This is a genomic window from Acinetobacter sp. YH16044 (assembly GCF_013417145.1).
In the GTDB taxonomy this organism is placed as follows: domain Bacteria; phylum Pseudomonadota; class Gammaproteobacteria; order Pseudomonadales; family Moraxellaceae; genus Acinetobacter; species Acinetobacter amyesii.
The window spans coordinates 1-26842 of the sequence record NZ_VPEK01000029.1; the positions used below are offsets into that span (position 1 = coordinate 1).

General features: G+C 42.4%; 23 protein-coding genes. 14 read left to right on the forward strand and 9 right to left on the reverse strand.

The window, feature by feature from the left end; translation table 11 throughout:
- Positions 1 to 331: 331 nt before the first annotated feature.
- From FTV38_RS13545 to recJ, 6 genes are all read left to right on the forward strand, one after another.
- On the forward strand, positions 332 to 1129 hold the full coding sequence (locus FTV38_RS13545; protein ID WP_078190564.1) for an MBL fold metallo-hydrolase: 798 nt from the start codon (positions 332 to 334) through the stop codon (positions 1127 to 1129).
- 99 nt (positions 1130 to 1228) lie between these two features.
- The gene (locus FTV38_RS13550) at positions 1229 to 1594 is read left to right on the forward strand and encodes a YkgJ family cysteine cluster protein (protein WP_168379406.1); all 366 of its coding nucleotides are present in this window, start codon (positions 1229 to 1231) and stop codon (positions 1592 to 1594) included.
- A 219-nt stretch (positions 1595 to 1813) separates the two neighbouring features.
- Positions 1814 to 3280 carry an IMP dehydrogenase gene (gene guaB, locus FTV38_RS13555; protein WP_078190562.1) on the forward strand — a complete coding sequence of 489 codons (1467 nt, stop codon included), beginning with the start codon at positions 1814 to 1816 and terminating at the stop codon, positions 3278 to 3280.
- A 118-nt stretch (positions 3281 to 3398) separates the two neighbouring features.
- Complete coding sequence (glmM, locus tag FTV38_RS13560; RefSeq protein WP_111884469.1) at positions 3399 to 4730, forward strand: phosphoglucosamine mutase; 1332 nt, start codon at positions 3399 to 3401, stop codon at positions 4728 to 4730.
- Positions 4731 to 4748: 18 nt separating this feature from the next.
- Complete coding sequence (gene pdxH, locus FTV38_RS13565) at positions 4749 to 5405, forward strand: pyridoxamine 5'-phosphate oxidase (protein ID WP_180022753.1); 657 nt, start codon at positions 4749 to 4751, stop codon at positions 5403 to 5405.
- A complete protein-coding gene (gene recJ, locus FTV38_RS13570; RefSeq protein WP_180022754.1) occupies positions 5406 to 7109 on the forward strand; it encodes a single-stranded-DNA-specific exonuclease RecJ in 1704 nt (567 codons plus the stop codon).
- Between the two features lie 71 nt (positions 7110 to 7180).
- On the opposite strand, the gene FTV38_RS13575 is transcribed toward recJ, so the two are convergent.
- Positions 7181 to 7966: a putative porin gene (locus FTV38_RS13575; RefSeq protein WP_180022755.1), complete on the reverse strand. Its 786-nt coding sequence runs from the start codon at positions 7964 to 7966 to the stop codon at positions 7181 to 7183.
- 326 nt (positions 7967 to 8292) lie between these two features.
- Positions 8293 to 9111: a putative porin gene (locus FTV38_RS13580; protein WP_180022756.1), complete on the reverse strand. Its 819-nt coding sequence runs from the start codon at positions 9109 to 9111 to the stop codon at positions 8293 to 8295.
- A gap of 181 nt (positions 9112 to 9292) precedes the next feature.
- Here FTV38_RS13580 and prfB point away from each other — a divergent pair.
- The 5 genes from prfB to FTV38_RS13605 all read left to right on the forward strand — a co-directional run bounded on the left by prfB (position 9293) and on the right by FTV38_RS13605 (position 14274).
- Positions 9293 to 10388 (forward strand): peptide chain release factor 2 gene (gene prfB / locus FTV38_RS13585; RefSeq protein ID WP_111884474.1). Its coding sequence is split into 2 segments (ribosomal slippage): positions 9293 to 9364 and positions 9366 to 10388, totalling 1095 coding nucleotides; the frame shifts between segments, so codons are not numbered across the junction.
- 154 nt (positions 10389 to 10542) lie between these two features.
- Positions 10543 to 10842 (forward strand): helix-turn-helix transcriptional regulator, encoded by a 300-nt coding sequence (locus tag FTV38_RS13590; protein ID WP_078190555.1) that lies wholly within the window; start codon positions 10543 to 10545, stop codon positions 10840 to 10842.
- A 37-nt stretch (positions 10843 to 10879) separates the two neighbouring features.
- A complete protein-coding gene (locus FTV38_RS13595) occupies positions 10880 to 11968 on the forward strand; it encodes an alkene reductase (RefSeq protein WP_180022757.1) in 1089 nt (362 codons plus the stop codon).
- 87 nt (positions 11969 to 12055) lie between these two features.
- Positions 12056 to 13336 (forward strand): 3-deoxy-D-manno-octulosonic acid transferase, encoded by a 1281-nt coding sequence (locus tag FTV38_RS13600; RefSeq protein WP_180022758.1) that lies wholly within the window; start codon positions 12056 to 12058, stop codon positions 13334 to 13336.
- 227 nt (positions 13337 to 13563) lie between these two features.
- Positions 13564 to 14274, forward strand: coding sequence for a 16S rRNA (uracil(1498)-N(3))-methyltransferase (locus tag FTV38_RS13605; protein ID WP_180022759.1), 711 nt, complete (start codon positions 13564 to 13566; stop codon positions 14272 to 14274).
- Here the strand turns inward: FTV38_RS13605 and FTV38_RS13610 are convergent.
- Positions 14260 to 15231, reverse strand: a complete 972-nt coding sequence (locus FTV38_RS13610) for a mechanosensitive ion channel family protein (RefSeq protein ID WP_078193200.1) — start codon at positions 15229 to 15231, stop codon at positions 14260 to 14262. The two genes, FTV38_RS13605 and FTV38_RS13610, sit on opposite strands and share 15 nt — an antisense overlap.
- A 123-nt stretch (positions 15232 to 15354) precedes the next feature.
- Positions 15355 to 15933 (reverse strand): DUF805 domain-containing protein, encoded by a 579-nt coding sequence (locus tag FTV38_RS13615; protein ID WP_180022760.1) that lies wholly within the window; start codon positions 15931 to 15933, stop codon positions 15355 to 15357.
- A gap of 284 nt (positions 15934 to 16217) precedes the next feature.
- On the opposite strand from FTV38_RS13615, the gene acs reads away from it, so the two are divergent.
- Positions 16218 to 18161 carry an acetate--CoA ligase gene (gene acs, locus FTV38_RS13620; RefSeq protein WP_180022761.1) on the forward strand — a complete coding sequence of 648 codons (1944 nt, stop codon included), beginning with the start codon at positions 16218 to 16220 and terminating at the stop codon, positions 18159 to 18161.
- A gap of 305 nt (positions 18162 to 18466) precedes the next feature.
- A complete protein-coding gene (locus tag FTV38_RS13625) occupies positions 18467 to 19645 on the forward strand; it encodes an acyl-CoA dehydrogenase family protein (RefSeq protein ID WP_180022762.1) in 1179 nt (392 codons plus the stop codon).
- 71 nt (positions 19646 to 19716) lie between these two features.
- On the opposite strand, the gene FTV38_RS13630 is transcribed toward FTV38_RS13625, so the two are convergent.
- The 4 genes from FTV38_RS13630 to msuE form a co-directional block, all read right to left on the reverse strand.
- The gene (locus tag FTV38_RS13630) at positions 19717 to 20331 is read right to left on the reverse strand and encodes a riboflavin synthase subunit alpha (protein ID WP_180022763.1); all 615 of its coding nucleotides are present in this window, start codon (positions 20329 to 20331) and stop codon (positions 19717 to 19719) included.
- A 125-nt stretch (positions 20332 to 20456) separates the two neighbouring features.
- On the reverse strand, positions 20457 to 21875 hold the full coding sequence (locus tag FTV38_RS13635; RefSeq protein ID WP_180022764.1) for a deoxyribodipyrimidine photo-lyase: 1419 nt from the start codon (positions 21873 to 21875) through the stop codon (positions 20457 to 20459).
- Positions 21876 to 22370: 495 nt separating this feature from the next.
- A complete protein-coding gene (gene sfnG / locus FTV38_RS13640) occupies positions 22371 to 23477 on the reverse strand; it encodes a dimethylsulfone monooxygenase SfnG (protein WP_180022765.1) in 1107 nt (368 codons plus the stop codon).
- 39 nt (positions 23478 to 23516) lie between these two features.
- Positions 23517 to 24248: an FMN reductase gene (gene msuE / locus FTV38_RS13645; protein ID WP_078190544.1), complete on the reverse strand. Its 732-nt coding sequence runs from the start codon at positions 24246 to 24248 to the stop codon at positions 23517 to 23519.
- Between the two features lie 374 nt (positions 24249 to 24622).
- Between msuE and FTV38_RS13650 the strand changes: the two genes are divergently transcribed.
- Positions 24623 to 25273 (forward strand): response regulator transcription factor, encoded by a 651-nt coding sequence (locus tag FTV38_RS13650; protein WP_078190543.1) that lies wholly within the window; start codon positions 24623 to 24625, stop codon positions 25271 to 25273.
- A 425-nt stretch (positions 25274 to 25698) separates the two neighbouring features.
- On the opposite strand, the gene FTV38_RS13655 is transcribed toward FTV38_RS13650, so the two are convergent.
- Positions 25699 to 26448, reverse strand: a complete 750-nt coding sequence (locus tag FTV38_RS13655) for a hypothetical protein (RefSeq protein ID WP_171525947.1) — start codon at positions 26446 to 26448, stop codon at positions 25699 to 25701.
- Positions 26449 to 26842: the final 394 nt, after the last annotated feature.

Here is a 26842-nt window from a genome sequence, read left to right on the forward strand (position 1 = left end):
TCAATTACGCAGAATAATTCGGTACTATTGAACATTAGGACTAGAGTTGTGAGTTTTGTGTGGTAACTCAACTGATGGCTCTAGTCTTCTTATTTTCAAGTTTATTTCTTATCCGCGATTCGGGTTATTTATTTTAAATAATGATCTCACCATATTAAAAATACATGAAATCCTGAGTTAAAAACTCAGGATTCTTTGCCAATAAATGAGACCCAATTCACTGATATTTCAGATAATATTGACTGAATATTTATTGTAAGTTTCCCTAAATAAATATATGTTATTAACCTATAGAATATATTTTTTTTGATAAAAAATTTGGGGAATGGGAATGGCTTTCGAACGCACAACATCACAGGTACTTTATGATGATGGAAAGCATAAATGTATTAGCTTTACCAGCTTGGTAAAAGGCGAGGGCGTACAGGCGAACCAGTTCCTGATTTTGGATAATGAGCGCGCAGCGGTGCTCGATCCGGGTGGTGACTTGACCTATGTCCCACTGACTATGGAACTGAATAAATATACCCGTTTGACCAATCTTGACTATGTGATGGCCTCGCATCAGGACCCAGACATTATTACCTCGATGCCGCGTTGGTTGGTTTATACTGACGCCAAAGTGGTGGCATCTAAGCTGTGGGCGCGTTTCTTACCGCATTTAAACTCTGCATTTATGAGTGACCGGATGAAAGGCAACTGGTTGGATCGTCTGATCGAACTGCCAGATCATGGTCAGGTGATTCCATTAGGCAATAGTCATTTGGTGGCTGTTCCTGCACATTTCCTACATTCGGTTGGTAACTTCCAATTTTATGACCCGATTGCCAAAATTTTATTCTCAGGGGATATGGGCGCATCTATGGTGGATGATGCCTCTAAACCTTTAGAAAATTTTGCCGCTCATATTCCTAAAATGAAAGGCTTCCATCAGCGCTACATGTGTTCGAACAAAGTGATCCGTCTGTGGGTCAACATGGTACGGACGATGGATGTGGAAATGATCGTACCGCAGCACGGCACGCCATTTATTGGTAAAGAACAGATCAACCAATTCTTAGATTGGATCGAAACCTTGCAGTGTGGTGTCGATTTAATGGATGAAACAGTCTTTACTTGCCCAGTATAATGACTTGAAAATTCAGAAAAAATAATTGAGTTTGCAGATAACATTTTTTAGTATTTTTCGTCCATAAAATAAGCCTTTAGATGACGAGAATAGATAAAAATGTTGTCTCAAATACCGACTCAGGATGCATGTTTAACCTGTGGAGCATGTTGTGCCCACTATCGCGTTTCTTTTTATTGGGCAGAAGGGCTGAATATGCCCGAACATTATACTGAGCCGGTTAATGCCGTGTATTCATGTATGGCGGGCACCAATCAAACACAGTCTCGTTGTATCGCTTTGGGTGGGAAAATTGGGCAAGCAGTGAGTTGTAGGGTGTACGAGGCTCGGAGTTCCACATGTAAAAGTGTGCAGATAGCTGATGAGCAATGTAATAAAGCACGCATCGCGCATCAAATGATTCCATTGATCAGTATTCCACTGCATGACGCTGAAAATGATGAAGATTTCGATCAAGTCAGTTAAGGCTTTAGTTCCAGAATAAATTTATTGAAATTAAGCGGTAGAGTCTTCGGATTCTGCCTGTATTGAACAAGTTGCTGACTAACCCTCAGTGTATTCTTGCTGAAAACAGCATATTCGATGGTTAATATTGAAAACTCTGTAAAGAATTGCCGCAATTAAAATGAAAATTGAACGGAAATTTGTATATAATGGCTCACGGAAATTACCAGCGAGACTGTTATGTTGACCATCGTTCAAGAAGCCCTAACCTTTGATGATGTCTTATTACTCCCTGCCTATTCTACTGTTCTCCCAAAAGATGTCTCTCTTAAGACACGTTTCACACGTGGCATCAATTTGAATATTCCACTTGTTTCTGCTGCGATGGATACTGTGACTGAATCACGTATGGCAATTGCAATGGCGCAAAACGGTGGTATCGGTATCCTGCATAAAAACATGGATATTGCTGCACAAGCTGCAGAAGTTCGCCGCGTGAAAAAATTTGAAGCAGGTATGGTGAAAGACCCAATTACCGTTACACCAGAAACGACTGTACGTGAGCTGATTGCTTTAACTCAAGCAAATAACATCAGCGGTGTACCAGTGGTGAAAGACGGTCAAGTGGTGGGTATTGTTACTGGTCGTGACACTCGTTTTGAAACCAATCTTGAGCAACCTGTTAGTAACATCATGACAGGTCATGATCGTTTGGTGACTGTTCGTGAAAACGAATCAAAAGAAAATATCCAAGCATTACTTCAAAAACACCGTATTGAAAAAGTCCTTGTTGTAAATGACAACAACGAACTGAAAGGTTTAATCACGGTTACTGATTTCCGTAAAGCTGAAAACTATCCAAACAGCTGCAAAGATGACTTAGGTCGTTTACGCGTTGGTGCTGCAGTTGGTACAGGTGCAGAAACACCAAGCCGTGTAGAAGCATTGGTAGAAGCGGGTGTTGATGCGATTGTTGTTGATACTGCACATGGTCACTCTGCAGGTGTAATTGAACGTGTACGTTGGGTTAAAGCCAACTATCCACAAGTTCAAGTGATTGGCGGTAACATCGCGACTGGTGATGCAGCTCTTGCATTATTAGATGCTGGCGCAGATGCAGTGAAAGTGGGTATTGGCCCAGGTTCAATCTGTACTACACGTATCGTTGCTGGTATTGGTATGCCGCAAATCTCTGCGATTGACAGCGTTGCCAATGCACTGAAAGACCAAATTCCATTGATCGCAGACGGTGGTATCCGTTTCTCTGGTGATATGGCAAAAGCGATTGGTGCAGGTGCGAGTACCATCATGGTAGGTTCATTGATGGCGGGTACTGAAGAAGCACCAGGCGAAGTTGAATTCTTCCAAGGTCGTTACTACAAAGCTTATCGTGGTATGGGTTCATTGGGTGCGATGGCAGGTGCAACAGGTTCTGCTGACCGTTATTTCCAAGACTCAAAAGCCGGTGCTGAAAAACTTGTACCAGAAGGTATTGAAGGTCGCGTACCGTACAAAGGCCCAATGGGTAACATCGTTCATCAAATGATGGGTGGTTTACGTTCATCTATGGGTTATACCGGTTCTGCGGTGATCGATGACTTACGTAAAAATGCACAGTTTGTCAAAATTACTGCGGCAGGTATGTCTGAATCTCACGTACATGACGTGACTATTACTAAAGAAGCACCAAACTACCGTGTTGGTTGATATTTAGTAGCTTTTAGCCGAAAAGGCCGTCATTAATATGACGGCCTTTTTGTTTTTGGTGTAAAGTATTTGCAGTAAAAAGTGATGATTAAGATCACCATTAAGAAGTGAGTACAACATGAGTTATTTTGGTACAGATGGCATTCGTGGCAAATTCGGTGAATTGCCTATTACCCCTGAATTTGCATTAAAACTAGGATTTGCCGCAGGTAAAGTATTAAAACAATACAGTAAAAAAGCAAAGCCCATCGTTGTACTAGGTAAAGATACCCGATTATCGGGCTATATTTTAGAGTCAGCATTACAAGCCGGTTTAAACGCAGCAGGTGTTTATGTTCATTTGTTGGGTCCATTACCTACACCCGCAATTGCCCATTTAACCCGTGCATTACATGCCAGCTTAGGCATCGTGATCTCGGCGTCGCATAATCCGTATTTTGACAATGGTATTAAGTTCTTCTCGAGCGAAGGTAAAAAATTGCCGGATGAAATTCAAGAAGCCATTAACAAAGAACTTGAAAATGACTTGGTGATTGAAGACCCTGCAAACTTAGGTAAAAGTGTGCGTGTTAAAGATGCCAATGGTCGTTATATCGAGTTTTGTAAATCAACCTTCCCGTACCATTTTGACCTGACAGGCTTAAAAATTGTGGTGGACTGTGCCAATGGTGCAGCCTATAGCGTCGGTCCTTCGGTATATCGTGAACTGGGTGCAAAAGTGATTGCGCTGTTTAACGAACCGGATGGTTTGAACATCAATAAAGACTGTGGTTCGACGCATCCTGAGTTTTTACAAAAAGCAGTTGTTGAACATCAGGCGGATTTAGGGATTGCCTTTGATGGTGATGCTGACCGTGTGATTATGGTCGATAAAAATGGTCAGCAAATTACCGGTGACCATATTCTCTATATTTTAGCCACTCAAGCGAGTCAAAAGCCTGCGGGTATCGTGGGTACCGTGATGAGCAATATGGCGCTTGAAATTGCTTTAGATCAAGCCAAAGTGCCGTTGCTTCGTGCCAAAGTTGGTGACCGCTATGTTTTACAAGGCCTAGAAGAAAAGGGCTGGGTAACGGGCGGTGAGCCATCAGGTCATATTCTGACTTTGGACAAGAGCACCACAGGTGATGCGATCATTGCTTCACTTCAGGTGTTAACGGTGATGGTTGAACAAGGTAAAGCCTTACATGAATTGGTGGAAGGTTTTGAATTATTGCCAAACGTATTAGTGAATGTACGCCTTGCAGCGATGTTTGACCCGTATGCTGTACCAGCTTTGGTGTCTGAATTTGAAAAAGCTGAAGCTCAGCTTAAAGGGCGTGGTCGCATCTTGATTCGTAAATCAGGCACAGAGCCGGTGATTCGAGTCATGGTTGAAGGTAATGACCTTGAAGAAGTTACCGCTTTGGCAAATCATTTGGCCGATGCTGTTCGTGCCAATGCAGCTTAAATCAAGAGGGGAAATTGCATGAATGATGTGATTAAGGACTTAAGTGAACTGCGTTTAACTTATCAAAAAGGTGAGTTGCATGAAGATCAGGTGAACCATGATCCACATGAGCAGTTTTTATTATGGTTTAACCATGCCTTAGCAGCACAATTGCATGAACCCTATGCTATGTCTTTGGCGACGGCAAATGCCCAAGGTCGTCCGCACGTGCGGACGGTCTTGTTGCGCGGTGCGACCCATTCAGGTTATGACTTCTACACCAACTATGACAGTCAAAAAGGCAATGATCTGCTCGATAATCCTTATGCAGAATTATTGTTTTATTGGCAAGAGCAGGAACGTCAAATTCGGGTCAGTGGTCGTGTGGAAAAGATTTCTCTTGAAGAATCGACGGATTATTACCACAAACGACCGCGTGACAGCCAAATCGCAGCACACATTAGCACTCCACAAAGTGGTGTTATCGCCAGTCGTGAAGAATTACAACAGCGATTCCAAAATTTGCATGATCAAGTGGAAAGCAAAGACGTATTGGCGAAACCTGAGTTTTGGGGTGGCTATCGTTTAGTTCCGGATTATTATGAATTTTGGCAAGGCCGTCCGAATCGTTTACATGACCGCTTGAGTTATGAACAACAGGATGGTCAATGGGTTCTACAGCGACTGATGCCATAAATGTCTAAACTTTTAATTCAACAAAGACCCTATTTGACGCGCCCTGAAGATATTCAGGGCGTTGCGCCGTTTATTGCGGACTTATTGGCACGTCGCGGGGTTTCTTCCGCACAAGAACTGGAATTGAAGCTCAAGCATTTACATGCCCCGACCTTAAAAGGCATGCAGCAAGCTATAGAGTTGATCGACCAAGCCATTGATGCACATAAAAAAATTGTCATTGTAGGCGACTATGATGCCGATGGTGCAACCAGTACTGCATTGATGGTCTTGGCACTGCGTGATATGGGCGCGGATGTTGAATATCTGGTTCCAGATCGTTTCAAATATGGTTATGGTCTGACACCTGCCATTGCTGATTTGGCCTTCGTGAGCTTTACTCCAGATGTGTTGATTACAGTCGATAATGGAATTTCGAGTCATGCCGGTGTAGCACAGGCGCAGGCGCATGGTATGCAGGTGATCATTACCGATCATCACCTGACCACAAAGGAAACACCACAAGCAGAAGCGGTGGTAAATCCTAATCAGCTGGGATGTGAATTTCCAAGTAAAGCCTTGGCTGGCGTAGGTGTTGCATTTTATGTGTTGGCCAATTTGGCCAGTATGCGTAAAAAAAATGCTAAATCCACAGCCAACCTCAGCCAATATTTGGATTTGGTGGCTTTAGGCACTTATGCCGATGTTGCAAGTCTAGATCTGAATAATCGGATCTTGATCGATGCTGGTTTGAAGCGGATTCAGCAAGGACTATGTCGTCCAGGGATCAGTGCATTATTGGATATCGCTGGTCGTGATCCCGCACAGTTAAAAGCACAAGACTTGGGCTTTGTGGTCGGCCCACGACTCAATGCAGCTGGGCGTATGGAGACTATGGATATTGGGATTGAGTGTCTGATTGCGGCGGATTTAAGTACGGCTTATCCGATTGCGCAGCAGTTGAATCAACTCAATATTGAAAGACGCCAAGTCGAAGGGCAGATTAAACAGGAAGCTCTGGCTGAGTTAGAACATATTCAGCTTGATCAGGATAACTTACCTGCAGCCTTGATCATGTTTGAACAGCATTGGCATCAAGGGGTGATTGGGATTGTTGCAGGGCGTTTGAAAGAACAATTTCATAGACCTGCAATCGTCTTTGCCGCAGATGAGGATGGCGTACATATTAAAGGCTCTGCGCGTTCTATCGAAGGTATTCATATTCGAGACAGTATTGAGCGTATTGCTGAATTACATCCGCATTTAGTGAGTCATTTTGGTGGACATGCTGCCGCAGCAGGACTAACCATTCAAAAGCAGCATTTTTCTGAATTTAAAACCGCTTTTGAAGCACTCATCGCTGAGCAAGATGAAAGTTTATTTCAGGCGACTATTTGGACAGATGGTGAATTGCCTGATTCGGCCATTAATGTTGAAACCGTCGATCTTCTGCAAAATTTAAGCCCATGGGGACAAAAATTTCCTGCACCGGTCTATGAAGGTCTATTTAAAGTTTTAGATTATCGTTGGTTGAAAGATGTGCATCTGAAATTAAAACTTGCTTTAGATAATGGCTTAATGGTGGACGCAATTGCATTTAATGCAGCAGAAAAGTATGAATTTAATCCAATGCAAGATCAAATCCGCTTGGTCTACGAACTCGATAAAAATGAATTTAGAGGAAATGTCAGTGTTCAATTGAGAGTTTTACACTTGGCTCAATAAATTTTATTTTGACAGGCAAATAAAAAAACCGCTCATAAGAGCGGTTTTTTTATGGTTTTGACTTCAATGGATTAGAAGCGGTATTTCGCTGCTACACCAAATGAATTGTAGTCATTGTTGCCAACTTCACCGAAACCAACACGACCTTCAAGGCTTACTTGTTGGTTGAAGAATTTACGTGCATTGATCCCTACTTCATTACGATCAGTGACATCGTTGTTGTAGTAGTCAGCACCAACGCTGAAAGTTTTGTCGATGAAGTAATCCGCTGCTAGATTGAATTCATCTAGATCACCGAATGCTGCACCCGCTTCAAGGTTGATGTCTTTACCATTGCTTAAAGTTGTTACGTATTTAGCACGTAAAGTTGGATCTACGCCGTCATCTTCATCGTTATCCCAACCTTTCACACCAACTGCAACTAAGAAGCCTGGTGCAGGAAGATAACCGACTTCAGCACCGTAGTAAGTTGTATCGTTGTCTACTGTGCCGACTGCAGTGTCAACTTCGACATTATTACGGCTTACATCACCAGATACATAGAAATCTGAGTTTGGTACGAAATATTCGATACCAACGCCATAAGTATTGTCGTCAACATTGCCACGGTCAGCGAAAGTTGCATGTGCATTTACGTTACTTGCACGGTTTAAGAATGCAGCTTCTGCAAGAGGAGCGTTACGCGTTTGAACAGGGTTGAAGTAATAAGTACCGTTTACACCAAATTCACTGCCAGAGCTTCCATTATCTGGGTCGATGTAACCAGCTGAAGCGCCCACTTCTGCTTGATAAGCATGAGCTGTACCTGTAATAGCAAGTGCAGAAAGAAGTGCTGAAGCAATTGCGAGTTTTTTCATGGAAACTACCCCTCTAAATTGTTTGGCTAAATTTAATACATTTTTTGTTACAAGTTTTAGTCTAGAGAATTTTTAAAGATGGTCAATCGCTGCAAAGTTGCAGAACTGTGTATTCGGTAATTTTATGTAATTTTAATTATTTAAGATATTGAAAAATATATAATTATTATTAATGTTTTGTTTTATTAAAACTGTGTAGATATTATGAATTTGTAGATTATTTGGTCAACAACTGGACTTTTTTTAAAGTAAATATTACATCCAAAAGAAAAAAGCACCTCAAATTTGAGGTGCTTTTTTAATGCACATTCCTAATTCAAACGAAATTAGAAACGTAAAGTTGCATTGATGTTGAACGCTTGAACGTCATCGCCAAAACCAACTTGACCACCGATTGCTAGGTTCGGGTTAAGGAAGTATTTTGAACGAATAGCGAAGTAATCTGTATCTTCTTCACCGTTATCAACGATGCTATAAGCAGCGCCAACGCTAAATGCTTGGTCGAAGTAGTAGTCTGCACCAATCGTAACAGCATCTACATCACCAAAAGCACCATCTGCTTCAAGGTTGATGTATTGACCATTGTTCAACGGCGCAACATATTTTGCTTTTACAGCAAAACGGTTGTCTTCGTCTTCATCGTTGTCGCCTTGATAGCCATCAATACCTGCAGCAAGTAATAGGTTTGATACAGGAAGATAACCCACTAATGCACGGTAAGTAGTCACATCGTAGTCTTCATCATAAAGAGTTTGACCAAATTCAGTTTCTTTTTGATTGTATTGACCAAGACCAATTTCACCATTGATATAGAATTGATCGACAAAATATTCAATACCTGCGGTTAAGTGGTGAGTATCAGATTCAAGTTTTGAACCAAAAACTTCATTACTTTCCCAAGTGTTATATGAATAACCAAGATAGGCATTGCTGTTATGACCTAGAAATGCAGCTTCATTTAATGGACCATTACCAGTTTGTACTGAGTCAAAATACAAAGTACCTTTTAGGTTGAATGTATTATCAGTATCAGTAAAATCATCATCCCAATCTGTATAAGTAAAACCGCCATCAATTTGGCCGTCATAAGCAAAACTTGAAGATGCGATTACAGCTAAGCCTAGTGCAAGTAATGTCTTTTTCATAAAACCCTCGAAACATTATTGTTGTAAAAAAAATGTAATAAATAGTAATGCGAGCGTATTGTTCATATTATGTGCATTGAAGTCAATGATTTGGATGATCAATCTGGCTGAAACTGTGCAAATTCTCTGTGATATAATAGGCGGCTATTTAAGCCAAATTTTTTGATTGAGAGTAATTCACGTGGAAATTAATCCGTATCTATTACAGCTAAAAGACTTAAACGACCGTGGTCAAACATTACGGGGGTATCTTTGACTACGATCTGAAAAAAGAGCGTTTAGAAGAGGTTCTACGTGAGCTGGAAGACCCAGCAATTTGGAATGATCAAAGCCGTGCGCAAGCAATGGCAAAAGAAAAAGGTGAACTCGAAAACGTCATTAACGTGCTCGAAGGGCTTTCAACTCAACTAGAAGATGCCCAAGCGATGCTGGATCTTGCGGTTGAAGCAGAAGAAGAAAGCTTACTTGCAGATGTGCAAGCAGAGTTAACTTCAGCGGAAGCAGAACTTGCGAAATTAGAATTCCGTCGTATGTTCAGTAATCCGATGGACCCGAACCCATGCTATGTTGAAATCCAAGCAGGTTCAGGTGGTACTGAAGCACAGGACTGGGCATCGATGTTACTGCGTATGTATCTACGTTGGATTGAACGGCATGGCTTTAAAGCAGAAGTGATGGAAGAGTCTGATGGTGATGTGGCAGGGATCAAGTCTGCAACGATCCGTGTAGAAGGTGAGTATGCATATGGTTGGTTACGTACAGAATCTGGCGTACACCGTTTAGTCCGTAAGTCACCTTTTGACTCGGGTAACCGTCGCCATACTTCATTCTCAGCGGTTTTTGTATCCCCTGAAATTGATGACAATATTGAAATTGAAATAAATCCAGCTGATGTTCGTACTGATACCTATCGTGCATCTGGTGCGGGTGGTCAGCACATTAACAAAACAGACTCTGCGGTACGTTTAACTCACGCTCCAACAGGGATTGTGGTGGCATGTCAGAACCAACGTTCACAGCACGCCAATCGTGACCATGCATGGAAACAGTTACGTGCAAAATTGTACGAACTTGAAATGCAAAAACGTAATGATGCGGCACAAGCGTTGGAAGACACCAAGTCCGATATCGGTTGGGGCAGCCAAATTCGTTCATACGTTTTAGATGACTCGCGTATTAAAGACTTACGTACCAGTGTGGAAAGTTCAAACACTGGTGCAGTGCTTGATGGCGATTTAGATAAGTTTATTGAAGCCAGCCTCAAACAAGGTTTGTAATTTAAATTTATATAGAAAACAAAGTTCTATCTGTTTTCGATCATCATATCTAAAAAAATCGATATAAAAATCGAAAAAATACGATATGATGTATTCAAGATGCTGAATAGAACTTTGTTGTCCAAATTTTTATTTAATTAAACCCGTTTAAATTATGGATATTGATTTAATTTTTAAAGCACTTGCCAATCCGACTCGACGTCAAATCTTGGAATGGTTGAAAACACCTGAACAATTTTTGTCAGAAGAACAATGTGGCGGCTTTAATCGTGGTGTATGCGCTGGCAATATCGAAAAACTCGGTAATGTTTCGCAGTCTACGATGTCTAATCATTTGTCTGTGTTACAACAGGCGGGCTTAATTCAAGCCGAGAAATATGGTCAATGGTCGTATTTCTCACGCAATGAAGAACTCATTCAGCAATATATCGATTATCTGCAAAACTCACTTTAAATCATTTTTCGCATTTGAAGTGTCAGGCGAGACATATATGGCTGAACTTAATACTCCTCTCATTTTGGGTGATTTACACCTCAAAAATCGCGTTGTAATGGCGCCACTAACCCGTAGTCGTGCAACCATTGACCGTGTTCCAACGCCGATGATGGCTGAATATTATGCACAGCGTGCAAGTGCTGGATTAATCATTTCAGAAGCAACAGTCATTTCAGAAGCAGCTAATGGCTATTTGCAGACGCCGGGTTTATTTACCGATGCTCAAGTTCAAGGCTGGAAACTGGTGACCCAAGCCGTACATGAACAGCAAGGTTTAATTGTGGCGCAATTGTGGCATGTCGGACGTGTCTCACATCCAGATCTGTTGGATGGTGATACACCAGTGTCTGCCAGTGCGGTACAACAGGCAGGTTATGTCAGTCTGCTTCGTCCAAAACGCGAATATGTCGTGCCACGTCCATTAGAAATTGCAGAAATCAAAAGCATTGTTGAGCAATACAAACAGTCTGCGATCAAAGCCAAAGAAGCCGGTTTTGATGGTGTGGAATTGCATGCGGCCAATGGTTATTTGATCGATCAATTCCTACAAAGTAAAACCAATCTACGTGAAGATGAGTATGGTGGCTCTGTCGAAAACCGCGCACGTTTATTACTTGAAGTAGTGGATGCGCTGATCGAAGTGTGGGGGGCAGGTCGTGTAGGTGTGCATCTTGCGCCGCGTGGTGATGAACACGACATGGGCGATCATGATCCACGTGAAACCTTTGGCTATGCCTTAGAGCAGTTGGGGCTGCGGAAGATTGCATTCTTCTTTACCCGTGAATATCTGGCGGATGACAGTATTAGTGACTATCTGAAACAGCGCTCAAATGGTGTGCCATATATTGCCAATATGCGTTTAAGCCGTGAAGATGCTGTAGATTTATTGGCCTCAGGTAAAGCCGATGCGGTGTCTTTTGGTAAAGCCTATATTGCCAATCCAGATTTGTTTGAACGTTTGCTAGCGAATGCTGCACTGAATGAATTGCAGTTGGAAAACATGATTGGAACAGATGTTGCCGAAGGCTATATTGATTATCCAAGCATGAAAAATAAATTTGGTTCAGGACGTTCAACGTATTAATCGACACTTGAATACGCATTATCCATTAACATGTGGATAATGCTCTGATATATTCTGCCGATTCAAACCGTTTTTGAGCGTAATAATTTGACTACTCCTTTTTGGTATAACGCAGCTTTGGCGCTGATTAAGCCGCTATATCAATGGCGCATCAAAAAACGTGCTGAAAATCTCCAACTATATCAGCAAGAGTGTCTTGAGCGCTTTGGGCCATTTCAGCCGGTTAAAAACCGCAATGCAATTTGGTTTCATGTGGTTTCCGTAGGAGAAACCAACGCTGCACAGCCGCTGATTGAACATTATCTCAAAGCAGGTCATCCGGTCTTGGTTACCAATACGACCAAAACCGGACAAGCGCGTGCGAAACAATTATTTTTAAAATCACCGTATGAATCGCTGTTTCAGGCCGTGTATTTGCCAGCAGATCAAAAAAAATTAGTCTGTCGTTTTATCGAAAAATATCAACCGAAAATGTTGGCTCTGGTCGAAACAGAACTCTGGCCAAATTTGATGATTGAAGCCGATCAGGCTAACGTTCCGTGTTTATTGATTAATGCCAGATTATCTGAAAAATCGGCGAAGGGTTATAGCAAAGTCCCGAGTTTGACGCAGCCGATGCTAAAGAGTTTGAAACAATTATTGGCGCAAGATCAGGCAACTTTAGCGCGATTTATTGAGTTGGGTGCAAACCCCCATACCAGTCAGGTCGTGGGAAGTATCAAGTTTGATATTCATGCACCCGATAGCTTTGTGCAACAAGCAGCGCAGTTGCGTGAAGATTGGGCTTTGCAAGAGCGCAAAATCATTACCATTGCCAGTACGCATGCGCCAGAAGAACAAAAACTACTCGCAGCGCTGCAGCCGATTTTGCAACAACAGCCTGAGCTGTTATGTATCGTCGTACCACGGCATCCTGAACGCTTTGATGACGTTTTTGTAGAAGCGCAGAAACTGAATTTACGCACACAGCGCCGCAGTTTAAAGCAAACGATTCAGCCTGAAACGCAAGTATATTTGGCGGATAGTATGGGCGAATTATGGCTTTGGCTGGCACTGAGTCAGGCGTGTTTTGTCGGTGGTTCTTTAAATGAACCGGGCGGTGGACATAATATTTTGGAGCCTATCGCGCTGCATGTCCCGACAGTATTAGGTCAGCATTATTTTAATTTTCAGACCATTGTGGATGAGTTCGTTGCTGCTCAAGGCGTGAGAGTAGTGCAAGATGCAGAACAGGCTGCTCAGGTGTTGTTTGAGTTAATCGAAGATAAGCTTCAAGCTCAGTGTTTGAATGCTGCAGCGCAGCAGATTATGCAAAAGAATACAGGGTCATTGGCTCAACATATTCAAGTGATTGATCAGTACCTTTAAGTTTTAATTTTGCGATACATTAATTTTTATTAGGCAAGTTTTATCACGGCCTTATTTTATGGTGATCGTTGAACATCCTATTCGTAGGCATAATCTACTTTTAAAGGATTAAAAGTAGCAAAAATCCTCTGTACGCTGAAGGTACTTCCTGTACCTCAGCGCACAGGCGACATCCATGTCGCCTGTCCTCAATGACATATGCTTTGCGTGAATTGATATGGTTATTTATGAACATCGTCTTGCTTGATCCTCGTCAAACTGAATCTGAACTTTGGAGTATTAGCGCCAAACGTCAAATTGAGCATTTAAAAAACCATGTGAATATACAGGTGGGCGATACACTCAAAGTCGGTATTCGGGAAGGAAGACGCTATTTAACCCAAATCGTCAGTATCAGTGATGAGCGCATTCAACTTAAACCCTTACAAGAAGAAGAAGTACCTGCAAAGCATCCGGTGACTTTAATTGTGGCAATGCCTCGTCCGAAAGTGTTGCGCCGTCTGATCATGGATGCCGTCACCTTAGGCGTAGAAAAAATCATTTTGCTGCACAGTTATCGCGTGGATAAAAGCTATTGGCAGACCCCATTTTTACAGCAGCTCGATCACTATGTGACCTTAGGTTTGGAGCAGGCAGGTGACACCATTGCGCCCAAAATTGAACTGTATAAACGTTTTAAACCCTTTGTGGAGGATGTTCTACCGAGCATGATCTCGTCAGACTATCCCGCTTATGTGGCGCATCCTTATGTCGAAGATGTGATGCCTACAGGAATTCAACATGGATGTACGATCATCATTGGACCTGAAGGTGGATATATCCCTTATGAGGTCGATTTACTCATAAAAAACGGCTGCCAAGCAGTCAGCTTAGGCAACCGAATTATCCGGACAGAAACTGTGATTCCGTACGTTTTAGGGCGATTATTTAGCTGTTGACGCTTCTGTCTCAGCTTGATCACCACGGTAAACTTTAACTTCCTGTACAGGGTAAGGAATTGAAATACCATTTTGATTGAATGCTTGGATAACGTGTTCTTGCACTTCACTGATCGAGTTCGCAGTGGTGGTCTCTGTGGTATCTACCCACCAACGGACATTCAGATTGACCGAGAAATCAGCCAAAGCATTCACGTTTACGGTAAACGCAGGTTGGCTCAAAATGGTTGGGTCTTTGTCCAAAATAGCCAAAACAATATTTTTAGCTTTTTGAATATCATCTTCATAACCAATACCAACCACAAATTCACAACGACGACGTTGATAAGCGGTATTCACCGTTACCGCACTGGTGTAAACCGTCGCGTTTGGAATCACGATACGACGACCATCGGGAGAACGTAGGAAGGTTGCACGGATCTGAATATCTTCAACCGTACCTTCCATTCCTGACACAATAATGTCGTCACCGATTTTAAACGGTTCACCGAGGAGAATCAAAATACCCGACAGTAAGTTCTGGAAAATATCTTTAAACGCGAAACCGATTGCGACCGAACCAATCCCCAATGCACTCATGAGCTGACCCGGTGTGAACCCAGGAATCGCAATGACCATTGCAATTAGGAAACCGAAGAACATAATGGCTGAGCTACCCACACGGTTCAGGACCAAAACTAGATTTTGTTTTGAATAAGAACGGTCAGTGAGCGCTTTACGAACAAAGAATCTAAAGAGTTTTGACAGTAGATAGAAGATCGTAAAAACAATTAATGCGATACAAATATAAGGCAGGCGTTCCCAAAATCCATCGACAAATTTATCGATCGTTGAGTATGCGTCATTATATTTAGAGGTATGTTCCAGCACGGTTTGTGCGGTTTTTTCTGTTGCCTCTTGCAAAAGTTGAGTCGTGCCTTGAGTGACATCACTCAAGGCATTTTCTTTTTCAGCCACGAGTTTTCCAAATGTTCAGATTTTTCGCTATTTTGCCTGAAATTAGTGGCGAAAATAACCCTCATTTACAGGCTTGCGAACAGATGTATCAAAATTCAGACAGGCTCAAATTCGGTCAGTGGCTTAGAAGTATTCAGTACCTTGTTGAATGATTTCTGTAGGCGATTCAATTTCTCCGCTACCCATCATATACGAGGTGATGCTACCTGTAGCCAAGAGCGACAAGACACTGATTAAAATCATCAACCATGCCAGAATTTTTTCCCAAACCGCAGCAGGGCGTGGCGCGCCGTATTGATTTACGGTCGGTGTGCCTGAGGCCAATAATAAATACAGGATAAAGAACAGATTGATCACGGGGATAAATAATAATAGTAGCAACCAACCGGCTTTATTGAGGTCATGCAGCCGACGCACGACAAAGACACAATAAAAATAAATGTAGAGAATAATAATCGCCAAATAGGCGAGGCCAGATACCCCTGTGAATATGCCAACAAATTGCTCATTTAACGCCATGGTATTGATGTTGAAAATACCCACGGCAAGGCTTAAAGCGATCAAGGCAAAAAAGCTGATGATATTGAGAAAGCCATACCAACCAATCATGCTCAGTCGACCAAAACGTCCATCTGGTTTCAGGGGATTATCCGATGTAGTGGTCGTCTGACGGGAAAAGAAAGAAGAGTCATTGGTATTCATGCTTGGGTCAACTCAACGTGTATGGAAGAATAAAAAAGTGGAATGCTGAGTAAAATTACCTTTGCATTATAGGTTCAAATGAACTGATCAGATACTGAATTGAAACATGTTTTTGTTGAAATTTTGCTTATAGATGTGCTTTAAATGGGAAAGAATAATACGACCAAAGCATGATTGCTGCGATTAAAAATTAATCGTCATACTGCTGTGATGCAGAAATTATAAAAGTAGAAATGTGGCATGGCATCTCGTGATGAGATGAATCAGATCAAGGAAAATACAATATGAAAGAGATCTATCCAGTACCTGAAAGTTTTAAAAAAACCGCGCGCATCAATGAGTCGGAGTACTTTGAGCGTTATCAAAAATCGATTGAACAACCAGATGAGTTTTGGGCGGAGCAAGCGCAAAAGATCGATTGGATCAAACCGTTTACCCAAGTTAAAAATACAAATTTTAAGCAAGATGATTTCAAGATTGAGTGGTTTGCTGACGGTGAACTGAATGTCAGTGCCAACTGTCTCGATCGACATTTAAAAGAACATCCACATAAACCAGCCATTATTTGGGAAGGAGATCATCCTTCACGGCATAAAATCATTTCTTTTGAAGAACTGCATGATGAAACTTGCCGTTTTGCTAATGTGCTGAAAAAACATGGCGTGGGCAAAGGCGACCGTGTGGTGCTGTATATGCCAATGGTGCCAGAAGCGGCAATTGCGATGTTGGCCTGTACCCGAATTGGTGCAGTACACTGCGTGGTTTTTGGCGGGTTCTCACCAGACTCATTGGCTAGTCGTATTGATGATAGTCAGGCGAAAGTCGTGATTACTGCGGATTGTGGGATGCGTGGTGGTAAGCCCATTCCACTCAAAGAAAATGTCGATCTTGCACTCGACATTGAAGGCACATCTTCGGTTCAAAATGTCATTGTGGTGCACCGTACAGGTAATCCGATCGAAATGAAAGCGGATCGTGATTTGTGGTATCACATGGAAATCATGTCGGTTAATGATATCTGCCCACCTGAACCCATGAATGCCGAAGACCCGCTGTTTATTTTATATACATCAGGTTCAACTGGAAAACCGAAAGGCGTATTGCACACCACGGGTGGCTATTTGACCTATGTGAATTGTACTTTCCGTGAGGTTTTTGACTTAAAACAAGATGATGTGTTTTGGTGTACTGCCGATGTTGGTTGGATTACAGGACATTCTTATGTGTTGTATGGCCCATTGTCGAATGGTACTACCACCGTGATGTTTGAAGGGGTGCCGCAATATCCAAGTTGGGCACGTACCGGACATATTGTCGATAAACATAATGTCACTATTTTATATACGGCACCGACTGCAATTCGCGCCATGATGCGAGAAGGGGATGCCTTTGTCCGAGAAAGTGACCGCAGTAGTCTGCGTTTACTAGGTTCGGTGGGTGAACCCATTAACCCAGAGGCATGGAATTGGTACTACACCGTGGTAGGTGAAAGCCGCTGCCCAGTGGTGGATACATGGTGGCAAACAGAGACGGGTGGTTTCATGATTACGCCATTGCCGGGAGCAACCGATTTAAAACCGGGTTCAGCGACGCGTCCATTCTTTGGTGTACAACCTGCGATTGTCGATGCTGAAGGCAATGAGCTTGAAGGTGCCGTAGAAGGCAATTTGGTGATTAAGGATTCTTGGCCGGGACAAATGCGAACCATTTGGGGTGATCCTGAGCGCTTTATTGAAGCCTATTTCTCCACTTATCCGGGGACGTATTTTACAGGTGATGGCGCACGTCGTGACGAGTCTGGCTATTATTGGATTACGGGTCGTGTGGATGACGTCTTGAACGTTTCAGGGCATCGATTGGGAACGGCTGAAATTGAAAGTGCGCTGGTTGCACATGATGCTGTGGCAGAGTCTGCTGTGGTGGGTATGCCACATGATATTAAAGGGCAAGGGATTTGCGCCTTTGTGACCTTACAAGCAGGGACAGCAGAGACGGATGAGTTACGTCAGGAACTGGTGGCTTGGGTACGCAAAGTCCTTGGACCAGTGGCAACGCCAGATGCATTGCATTGGGCGCCGGCCTTACCGAAAACCCGTTCTGGTAAAATCATGCGCCGTATTTTAAGAAAAATTGCGGCCAATGAGTTGGACTCTTTAGGTGATACCTCGACCTTGGCAGAACCTCAAGTGGTTGAACATTTGATTGCTACGGTTTATCCGAAGTCATAAGAACAATTTGAGCGTGAGTGATCACGTTCTGATGAAAGTTCACTATGGCTTATATGAAGGATTATTAAAGCAATAATGAACGTCCTTTCTCCTATAAAAGTTGATTAGGATGAAGGGACGTTCATGATGGATTTTATCCATCCTAAATACGACGTATAAAATGATCAAATTATAAGTCGCCTGAATCTTGGTGACTTAGATTTCATAAGATATAGATTTTACAGATATAGACTGCAGGCATTGAGATAAGCTGAATGCCTCTACTTTGTTAAGCTAAAACGGTAACAGAATAATCAGACAGATATATGAACGCTTCAATTCCATTGACTCAAGATCCGATCGACATTGCCAAAAAACTGGCGGCAGAATTTGCCACGACGGCTGCTCAGCGTGATAAGCAGGGGGGAAATCCCAAAGCTGAACGTGATTTGATTCGTCAAAGTGGTTTGCTTGCACTGTCCATTGGACAGCAATACGGTGGACAGGGTGCAGATTGGCAGACGATTTTTAAAACCATTCAAACCATTGCCCAAGTGGATAGCTCATTGGCGCATGTTTATGGTTTCCATCATTTATTGATTGCAACGGTACAGTTGTTCGCGCAGCCAGAGCAATATGGCCCGTGGTTTGAACAGACTGCACGTGAGCATTTATTTTGGGGTAATACCTTAAACCCTTTGGACCGTCGTACTACAGCGACGCAACTGTCTGAACATGAATATGTGTTTCATGGCGATAAAAGCTTCTGTTCGGGTTCCATGGATTCAGATATTTTGCTGTGTTCCGGGTTCAATGACGATGGAAAATTATTGATCGGGGTGATTCCTACAGCACGTGAAGGCGTCAGTTTTCTCGGCGATTGGGACAATATGGGACAACGTCAAACCGACAGTGGAAGCAGCCATTTTGAACAGGTCAAAATTTCCAAAGATGAATTACTACTGAACCCGGGGCCTTTGAGTACACCGTATTCAAGCTTGCGTCCGTTGATTGCACAGTTGATCTTTGTGCATATGTTTTTAGGGGTGGCAGAAGGGGCTTTTGAAACAGCAAAACAGACGGTTCAAAACCAAAAGGCGTGGTCAAAATCTCTGGCTGAAAATGCAGTGAATGACCCATTTATTCAAAAGCAATTTGCTGAGTTTTATGTGCAATTAGAAAGTGTACGTTTATTGGCAGATAAAGCGGTTCAGCGTTTGCAAGGGGCTTGGGAGATTGGTGAAGCTTTGACGGCGGAACAACGTGGAGAAGTCTCTATTGCGATTGCAACAGCCAAAATTGCAGCCACCAATAGCTCGCTGTACATTACGCAAAATATTTTCCAAGTGATGGGTGCACGTGCCACGACGGCCAAACTGAATTTAGACCGCTTCTGGCGCAATGTGCGTACCCAGACCCTGCACGATCCGATTGATTATAAATATCAGGAAGTTGGTGAATGGGTGCTCACAGCCAAAGTGCCAGATCCAAGTTTTTATTCTTAAACGTATATTGCAAATGAGCCAATAAAAAGCCTCCGAAAGGGAGGCTTTTTGCAATGTGCTGTCAGTCGATTTTAACGCTGATGAATATTTTCTAAGGTATCGACTAAGGTTCGCGTTGTTTGATCAATTTCATAATTCACGGCATCACCGACTTGGACATCTTTCCATGTAGTGAGGCGCAGTGTTTCAGGAATGAGATCGATTGAAATTTCACTATTGGCACGATCAACACGGTTCACAGTCAAACTGCAACCATTGAGTCCAATAAAACCTTTGAGAAAGAAATATTTAATATTGCCTGCCGGAATGTGAATATCGAGATGAAAGGTTTCCCCACGATGTTCTAAGTTTTTGATCGTGGCTGTGCCTTCGATATGTCCATATAGATTGTGACCACCATTTTCTGCGCCAACTTTGGCTGAGCGTTCGACATTGACCTCATCACCGGCCTTGAGAGCTTTTAGCGTGGTGAGTTGATTGGTCAAATCTGAGACATCAAAATGTACTTGGTTGGCTGCCAAATCAATATGTGTGGCCGTTAAACACACGCCATTAATCGCTACACTTGCTCCGATAAAGACATCATGAAAAAAATTCTGATGATTTGAAATCACCAAGGTTGTGAAGCCATTGCCTTGACGAATGTCTAAGACTTTTTCTAAACCTTGCACGATGCCTGTATACATGTGAGCGTCTCTAAAATGATTTGCGTTTTCTATATTGTAGGGACAAAACGACCGATCGGCTATGCCTTAGAGTGACCATTTCAGTACAGCGTTTTGATCCCTAGCAGTTCGATCTTGGCAATGGCCTACAATGCTCGGAAAGTTTCAATTGCAGCTAAGCGAGACTGCTTTAAATCGACGATCGGTTGAGGGTAGTTCAATTCTAGTTGAGGATTTTTGGCAAAGGGTTGGTGAATTTGCTTTGCATCCAAATCTGCCAGTTCAGGTAGCCATTGACGTAAATAATCCCCGTTCGGATCAAATTTCTGAGATTGGCTGATCGGGTTAAAAATCCGAAAATAAGGTACAGCATCTGTACCCGTCGAGGCGCACCATTGCCAACCGCCATTATTGGCTGCTAAGTCACCATCGACAAGGTGCTGCATAAACCATTGCTCCCCCAACCGCCAATCGATCAGTAGATTCTTACTGAGGAACATGGCACAAATCATCCGCACCCGATTATGCATCCAACCCGTAGCCAGTAGTTGACGCATCCCAGCATCGACAATTGGAATGCCTGTCTGACCTTGCTGCCATGCAGCCAAGTCTTGTGGTGCATGGCGCCATTTTATTTTTAAGGTTTTGGTTTGAAACGGCTGGTGCTGAGATACCTGCGGGTAGTCAAATAAAATGTGTTGGTAAAATTCACGCCAAAGTAGCTCATCGAGCCACGTTTGTTGCCCTCTGTGGTCGATCTGGAAATAGCCACCTTGTTCACGAAACAGGGCTTGCAGACATTGGCGAATAGACAAGATGCCCAAGTTGAGATACATGCCAATTCGACTGGTTCCATTGAGCGCAGGAAAGTCCCGATCATCAGCATAACGATGTAGATGTTGTTCAATAAATTCATCTAAGCACTGTATTGCGTGATCTTCTCCAATCGGCCAAAGCTCGATTTGAGCAGCTAACAGCGATGTGGGATAAAAAGGACTTAAATCAAATTGATTTTGCCACAGCGGATGCGAGGCGAGAGCCGCTTGGGCTTCAATAGCGGGATAACAAGTAGGCAGACTGATACTCAATTTTTCGTAGCAATTTTTCTTAAATGCACCGAAAACTTGATAAGGATGTCCAGATTGATTGCGAATACTGCCAACAGGAAACAGGGTGCGGTCATGGTACAGCTCAACAGAGATGTGCTGCTGTTCTAATAACTGTTGTACTTCGCGATCTCGTTTAAGTTCATTCACACCATGTTCAATATGTGCATGAACAGTGTGTATATTGAGCTGAGTACATAGGGTTAATAGCTCAGTGGCGATGTCTGACCAATGGGGAATATGCTGAATAATCAGTGGAATATTTAGCTCAGCCAATTGCTGTCGCAAAAGTTCCAGTTGGGCAAGATAGCGATGGATTTTAATGGGGGCATCGTCATGCCTTGCCCATTGTTCAGGAGAAAGCGCAATAAAGGCAATCGTTGGACCAGACTGTGTCGCCTGCCACAGTGCGCTATGGTCATGTCGTCTTAAATCTTGTCGAAACCAAACCAGTTGCATATTTATTGCCTCGTTTGTGTTGGAAATATCACCAGAATTACGGGGGTGTCAATTGGTGATAAAATCATCTAAAAAATATCGATTTTAATAAAAAACCATATAATATCTATCGTTTAACTTAACCGATTGCGCACAATTCTGTCAGCTTAAGCGTACAAGCAACGAAGTTTTTGACGCTAGGCGCACTTTTAAATTTTACCTAAGATGAACTCATACAGGAACAGGACGTTCCGGAACATAAAACAATAACAAAGTGTTCACCATCAGGACTGTGAAGCAAGACAGGAGTCATGCTTAAGTATCCATATAGAAAAAGCCCGACAGGATGTCGGGCTTTTTCTTTGTCTACAGGTCAGCTCATTTTCTAGAATCAGAGCATGTCTTTAAATGGTACTCGAGATAAAAAATCCCCTAAGCCGAGCCTTAGGGGAGGAAAGTGAAGTGAGCCGGTTGTGATTATTATGCTGATTACATGAGCTGTGACTGCATCAACAATTATGCTGATTTAGCCTGCACAACTTGCTGCTGTTGAGCTTCCAGTTCACGAACCAGTGGCAACACTTTTTCGCCAAAGTATTCCACTTCTTCAATGAAGTGGAGAAAACCTGAGAGAACCAAATCGACACCTACACTTTTGAGTTCCACAATGCGTTCGGCAATTTGTTGTGGCGTGCCAATCAGATTGGTTTTAAAGCCGTCGTTATATTGAACCAAATCTTCAAAATTTGATTTTGCCCAGTTACCTTCGCCCTCTTTGGTGGATGCACCTGCTTCACGAGTTGCATCGCCAAAAGCATTGACCGCTTCGGTATTGGCATTGTCGATAATCGCTTGAAGCACCGCTTGGGCTTCTTCCTCCGTATCTCGGGCAATGATGAAGGCATTCACCCCGATTTTGACCTGATGGTTGTTGGCTTTGGCTTTTTCACGAATATCATCGATCTGCTTTTTCAACTCAGCAGGAGTATTGCCGTTGGTGAAGTACCAATCGGAAACACGGGATGCCATGTCACGTGCTGCACGTGAACTGCCACCTTGGAAGATTTCGATATGCGGTTTTTGCACAGGTTTTGGAGATAGGGTGTAGTCTTTAAATTGATAGTATTTACCATCAAAACTAAAGTTATCCTGCGTCCACACGCCTTTTAAGCTACGAATGAATTCTTCAGAGCGCGCATAGCGTTGATCATGCTCGGGCCATTCTTCACCAATCGCATCAAACTCACCACGGAACCAACCACTCACGACATTAATCGCGATACGGCCATTGGTAAGATGATCGATGGTCGCCAATTGTTTCGCAGCCAGAGCTGGTTTCCAAGGGCCGGGTAAAATCGCTGCAATGACTTTGAGCTTTTCGGTTTTGGCCAAAATACCATGACTGAAACTAACCGATTCATGTTGATTTTCCGCGTTATAGCCTGCGGTAAAACGAATTTGAGTCAGCGCATAATCAAAGCCACTTTTTTCTGCAGCTTGTGCCAAACGCACGTTATAGTCGTAGCTCCAATCGGTACGCTGTTCAATATTACTGACCACCAAACCACCACTGACGTTTGGTACCCAATACGCAAATGTAATGTTTTTTTCTTGTACTGACATTTTGCAAACCCTCGGGATCGAATTGTTAAGCTGTGGTGTTTAGGCCACTTGCGTTTTTGGCTTTTTACTATGCAGTCGAGCTTCAGCGGCATCCAAACTTGGAACAGCTGCAGAAGGAAGGACTTCTTCTTGCTCGATTTGCTTATTAATGCCCAAGTTTTGGTTGGCTTGTTGAGACTTGGCTTTCACCACTTCAGCACGCTGACCTTTGGCTGGAGCCCATTCCAAAATCGGCAGCGCACGTGCTACAGCTAAAGTAATGCGGTCACGGAGTAATTCACTATGAATGGTGTATTCAGGGGTGAAATCACGATCTGTTGCATAGACTCCGATTGGTAATGTTTGCGCTTGAAAGAAACTGAACAATGGACGCAGTTGATGTTCAAGCACTAAAGCATGGCGTTCAGAACCACCCGAAGCTGCAAGCAAGACAGGTACATCCACCAAGGCAGTTTGTTCGACAAAGTCAAAGAAGTGTTTAAACAGACCTGTAAATGAAGCACGGTAAACGGGTGTTCCAACAATCAGTGCATCAGCAGCTTCAACGGCAGCAAGGTCATCTTGTACACGTTGCGGCAATTGGTTACGGTAAATCGCGCCACCTAATAAATTGCCAATTTCACTAAACTTAATAAAATGCACATTGATTGGAGTCGCATCACCGAGCTCATCAACAATGGCTTGTACCAAAGCTTCAGTTTTAGATGGATTGTTTAGACCACCTGACACAGCAACAATATTCAGGGGTTTTTGTAGATTAACTTGAGACATTTTTTAAACCTAAAAGTGTGGTTTCTCGGAATGCCTTTTATTAATCCCGATGGGTGGATCACTGTAAAATAACGAAAATCAGAAAAGTTATCTGATTTTTAGATATATTGGAAAAATCACAAGATTCGTGAAATTTCGAATTTTAAACTGTTGATATTTCAACATATAATGCTTAGATATAAGCATTTTTACTGTGTTGATAAAATTTATATGAAAATATGATTAGATTTAAAGATTTATAGAAAATGTGAAAAAAGACGCATTTTAGGTGAAAATCTACATTTTAAATGCAAAAAAATAAGTTCTTGCATATCCTTCACATAGCATGTGTGGTTAGAATAGGGTCATTGTGCACAAGATCTCTCACGTTGCTTATGAATATTTTAATCGTTGATGATCACCCGCTGTTTCGTCATGCTTTAATTCAGGCGGTTCGTTATAGTTTGCCTCAGGCGCAAATTCATGAGACTGCAGCAGTCAATGAATGCTATGAACGTCTTGAAAATGGCCCTGAGCCTGATCTTGTGTTATTGGATTTAAACTTGCCAGGTGCTTCAGGCTTTTCTGCCTTGGTGCATATTCGCGCACAATATCCATCGATTCCAATCATTGTGGTCTCTGCGCATGAAGAAGCGTCGATTATCCAACGTGCGATTGCACATGGTGCGATGGGTTATATTCCAAAATCTGCGCATCCAAGCCACATTGGTGAAGCGATTCGTCAAGTCTTAGAAGGCGAGATTTGGTTGCCACCAAATTTACCTGCCAACATGAACTTTGACCCACGTGCTGCAGATGAAACAGCATTGGCAGAACGTATTCAGTCTTTAACACCGCAACAATTCCGTGTGTTAATGATGGTGGCGGAAGGTTTGTTGAATAAGCAAATTGCCTATGAGTTAGATGTATCTGAAGCAACTATTAAAGCGCATGTAACGGCGATTTTCCGTAAGTTAGGCGTACAAAACCGAACTCAAGCTGTATTGGCAATTAATGCATTGAATATTGAAGAAAAGAAAATCTAAGGATTTTTTCAAAAAAAAGACCTCCATCGTGGAGGTCTTTTTTTATGCTGTTTAAGCGATAGAACAATGCGAATTAAACCAATAACTGATATTACGCACCTAAAAGTAATTTCGCATTTTTAAAATGATTTTTAAGTCAGTTCGACGGAGTCTTACATCTAGGGATTAAATAAAGGGATCAGCCTTCGGCTGGAGGTACTTTTGTTTCGGCAAAAGTACCCAAAACCATTGTCATCCGCAAAACTCGTTCACTTGCGCCAAATTATTCAAAGTATCGCAAAAACATTTGTGATTAGAAGTCGTCCTGTCTCAAACACTTGCGGATGACGTTACCGCGTATCGTTCTTTTATTTGAATCAAATTGTGCTTCTGATGTTACTGCGTAACATCAGTTAATACCTTATATAAACAACTTCAACAATAACTTAAGCAATATAGTCTTGCTTAGGCGTCAGATCGGTACAGTACAAAGGGTTGAGCGCACATTGTAATTCATCAATTTGTTCATCGGACACATAGCCGCGCGCTTTGAGATAATCCGCGACACGGTCATCACGTAAACTCAGGAAAGCCGCATCATAAACACCCAAATCCACAAATAGGGCTGCAGTTTCTAAGCTGTTAAAACGATCCAGATAAACATCATTGTCATACATCAGGAAGATATGGTCTTGCTTGGAGTTGGCATCGACATTCAAACGTTGTGCCAATTCAAATGGCGCTGTTTTAATAAACAGTAAATCAGATAATTCATCAAACTGTGTTTTATCCAGCTGGTTTTTGTCGGTTTTGACTTTACCGAGCCACGCTTTAAACACCAAAACCGCACCACCACGCAGTAGCATGCTCCAAATCTGATGACGGGTGTCCAAACCTAAGCCATTGGATTCTGCTTCTAAATTTTGCAGCAGTAGGTCTTCTTGCTCTGCCAGTCGATCGAATAAGCCAAGGCCTTGAGGTTTGTAGGCATTCGGCGCAAAGACATCAAAATTCAGTTCATCAAACACTTGTAACGCGAGAGGAACGGCACTGCGATAGAGTGTTTCCAACGCTTCGACTTGCACATCACTTAATTTGCTGAACTTAAATAGCTGACGCCAATCGATCTCTGGCAAAATGGCATTGGCACCATACTGACGATGAAACTGTAGATTTTGATCAAAACCATGCGGCATTGTTTCTGAAATATTCACAAGATCACTCCTAATATGCGGGGGAGATCAGCTTCTCAAGTGTTGAGTTATGACGCTTCTTGAATTGGCTTGAAACTGATCAACTTCTTATGAATATTTTTAAAACGAACGGCCGCAGCTAAATATACGACTAAAGTTTTAGTTTTTATTTTTGGTTATAAAAATATGATTTAAATCAAATAGATTTTTAATTGTAACTAAGTGTACAAGTGTTCACTCATGCATTCGATATCTTTTGCCATAGGCAATCTTAATTTGATATTTATGGCTAATAAATAGACGAAATATCGGGGCTATTTTGAATGGTCTTGCCGTTGAGACAAATTTTTTTGCCAGTTAGGTAAGTTTAAGTAAAAGCAAGGTAAACAAAAGCCCA